Annotated in this window: 2 protein-coding genes and 1 pseudogene; all 3 read left to right on the top strand. The window is 59.1% G+C overall.

The genetic code is table 11. The features are described 5' to 3' along the window. A pseudogene (locus tag ACPYOJ_RS34325) lies at positions 1–255 on the top strand (hypothetical protein); the annotation flags it as partial. 967 nt (positions 256–1,222) lie between these two features. Continuing rightward, a complete protein-coding gene (locus ACPYOJ_RS34320) occupies positions 1,223–1,669 on the top strand; it encodes a hypothetical protein (RefSeq protein WP_481420216.1) in 447 nt (148 codons plus the stop codon). Then, entirely contained in the window at positions 1,656–1,808 is a 153-nt protein-coding gene (locus ACPYOJ_RS34315) for a hypothetical protein (RefSeq protein ID WP_481420215.1), read from the top strand. The genes ACPYOJ_RS34320 and ACPYOJ_RS34315 overlap by 14 nt, the downstream gene beginning before the upstream one ends. Positions 1,809–2,106 lie beyond the last annotated feature (298 nt).

Here is a 2,106-nt window from a genome sequence, read left to right as displayed (position 1 = left end):
AGAGCGATCATGTCATCTGTTTTCGAGCTACTTTCTTGCACAGACGATGAGATTGAACTTATCAGCTCGGCATTGAGCTGCCGGTCGCAGAGCAACGATGCCAATCTCCAAAGCGACCGTGGCCAACAAGCGCTCACAGTCGCCATCTCGCTCGTTAGTGCGGGCGTCAAGGCACCAGAGGAGATCGCCGCAACCCTCGATGCCCGCTTCACGCAAAGCCGCTATGCCTTCCAAGCCAATGACGTGTCAGCGTAATTCTAATTGATGATTGACGAGAATGTTTCCCCGGTTCTTTAGTTCTGAGTGCTGTTTGCCCCCGAGGCGCAGCATCTGACGGCGGCATCCGCTCTCCAACATAGTCCGATGCCGTGGTCTGCGACAGGGCTCGCCTTTTCTGACACGTTTTGGGCGAGCCCTGGTCGTACCTGCTAAGCCTTTTGTGGAACGCTGGTCCGCGCGGCAGGCCCTATCCGAGTTCGCCGCGTCGTCAATCCCGCGCTGAATGGCTAGGGGATACAGGAGGCGCGGCAAGGGCTCGCTTTTCCGTCGGGCGGGCCCCTTCGATCCTAACCCCTATTGATTATTGACCAGGCGGCTTCCAGGAGCTTTATTTTAAAGCGCTGTAGCCCCAAAGCACAGCCATGACGGCCACGTTACCCAATATCCGCGGCCGCCAGGGGCTCGCCATTTTGAACCTTTTGGACGAGCCCCTTGGTTCCTAGCCCCAGCGCGTGCGGATTGGCAGCTCTCATCCTGGTGTTGCACGGCCACGGTTCCGAACACCTTCGGGGGTGAATCAATGAGGGATCCTGAACGATATTCCGGCAAGCCACCAAGGCGCACCTTGGGTGTTTGGATCCTGATCGTGCTCGCCGCCGCATTGGCTTTTCTGCTTGCTTGGCTGTTCGGATGGTTGGGTCCGGGAGATTTGCCGGCACTCGACCGCATATCAGTTCCGACGAGCTGGCTGGTCGCCGATTCCGATCGCCATTGGCTTTTAGCATGCCAATTGATCATTGACGAGCGGGCTTTTCCGCCTACCTAACTATCGACGCTGATGCGCAACCCGCCAGCGCCCGGCCGCGGCAAGCGATGAGGTCCAACCAGCCCGCCCCGTGGTCTGCGACAGGCCGTCGTCTGGAAAACCTACTCCGCTGATCTGGCAAAGCCACTTTCGCCAGAGCTGAAGGCTGAACTGGCTGCGCGGGAGGCCGCTGCAGGTGTGTCCAGGGCCGTCTACGATGCTGAAACAGCTGCCAATCCAGAGTTCTTTAATCCGAAGTCCGAGAGCAACGCGATGTTTATGACCAACGTCGCAACACTTCCTGAATCAGAGCTTCAGCCCCGAATCGAATACGTAACAAATCTCATTCAAAGTGGCGAAGCAGAGAAGTACAGCTTTCAATCTGGAAACGGGGATCAGACAACCACGTCCATCCACTATCGGTTCGTAGAAGGTCGACGCGGTTTACCGTTGGCCCCTGATTGCGGATGCAATGGCGGTGATGCTATGCCCCGCCACCTGCACACCAAAAAACGACAGCAGGATCGTTCCCTGCCATTCGCCGAACGGCGGCGGATATTTCGGGATACGCCAACCGAGCATCAAACAGGTGTCGAGGGTAACGAGGAGGAGATGCAGCGAGAAGCCGGCGATGACGGCGGTTGATCAGCCGCATCTCCCAAAACCAGGCCGTCGCCAGCCGGATTTCATTCGCGTTCACCTGCGCCTGAACCTGCACCATCAGCTGCTCGATCGCGGCGTCGGCAATCATTCGCTGCTCTTCATTCTGCGCTACTCGTGCTGAGCGGTGTCAATTGATCCTGAGCCTGCTGCAACGTCCCGGCGAGCGTCCCGGAACCAATGCCGCCGCCCGCCGCCTCGGCAACCGCCAGCACCGGAGCGCGCTTGGCATCGGAGATCAGCGCCTTAGCCTCGCCTCCGGCAACGTACTCGATCTCAGGGGCAAGCGAGCCGGTAGCCCAGGGCTTGACCGACAGCGCGCACGCTGTTGACGCGGGCTGTCCATCCCTTGCCGAACGCCTTCCATGTCTTCAGTGCCCTGAGAAAGGCCATACGGTGGTCGGGAATGCGCGCAATCAGGC

Source organism: Rhizobium sp. SVR5-9E (genome assembly GCF_056755095.1).
The sequence above is the reverse complement of the archived record's forward strand: the minus strand, read 5'-3'. Positions and strand labels throughout refer to the sequence as shown.

Excerpts from the sequence above, each read along its gene's own strand:
- ACPYOJ_RS34315 (WP_481420215.1), top strand. The coding sequence starts at position 1,656 with ATGACGGCGGTTGATCAGCCGCATCTCCCAAAACCAGGCCGTCGCCAG.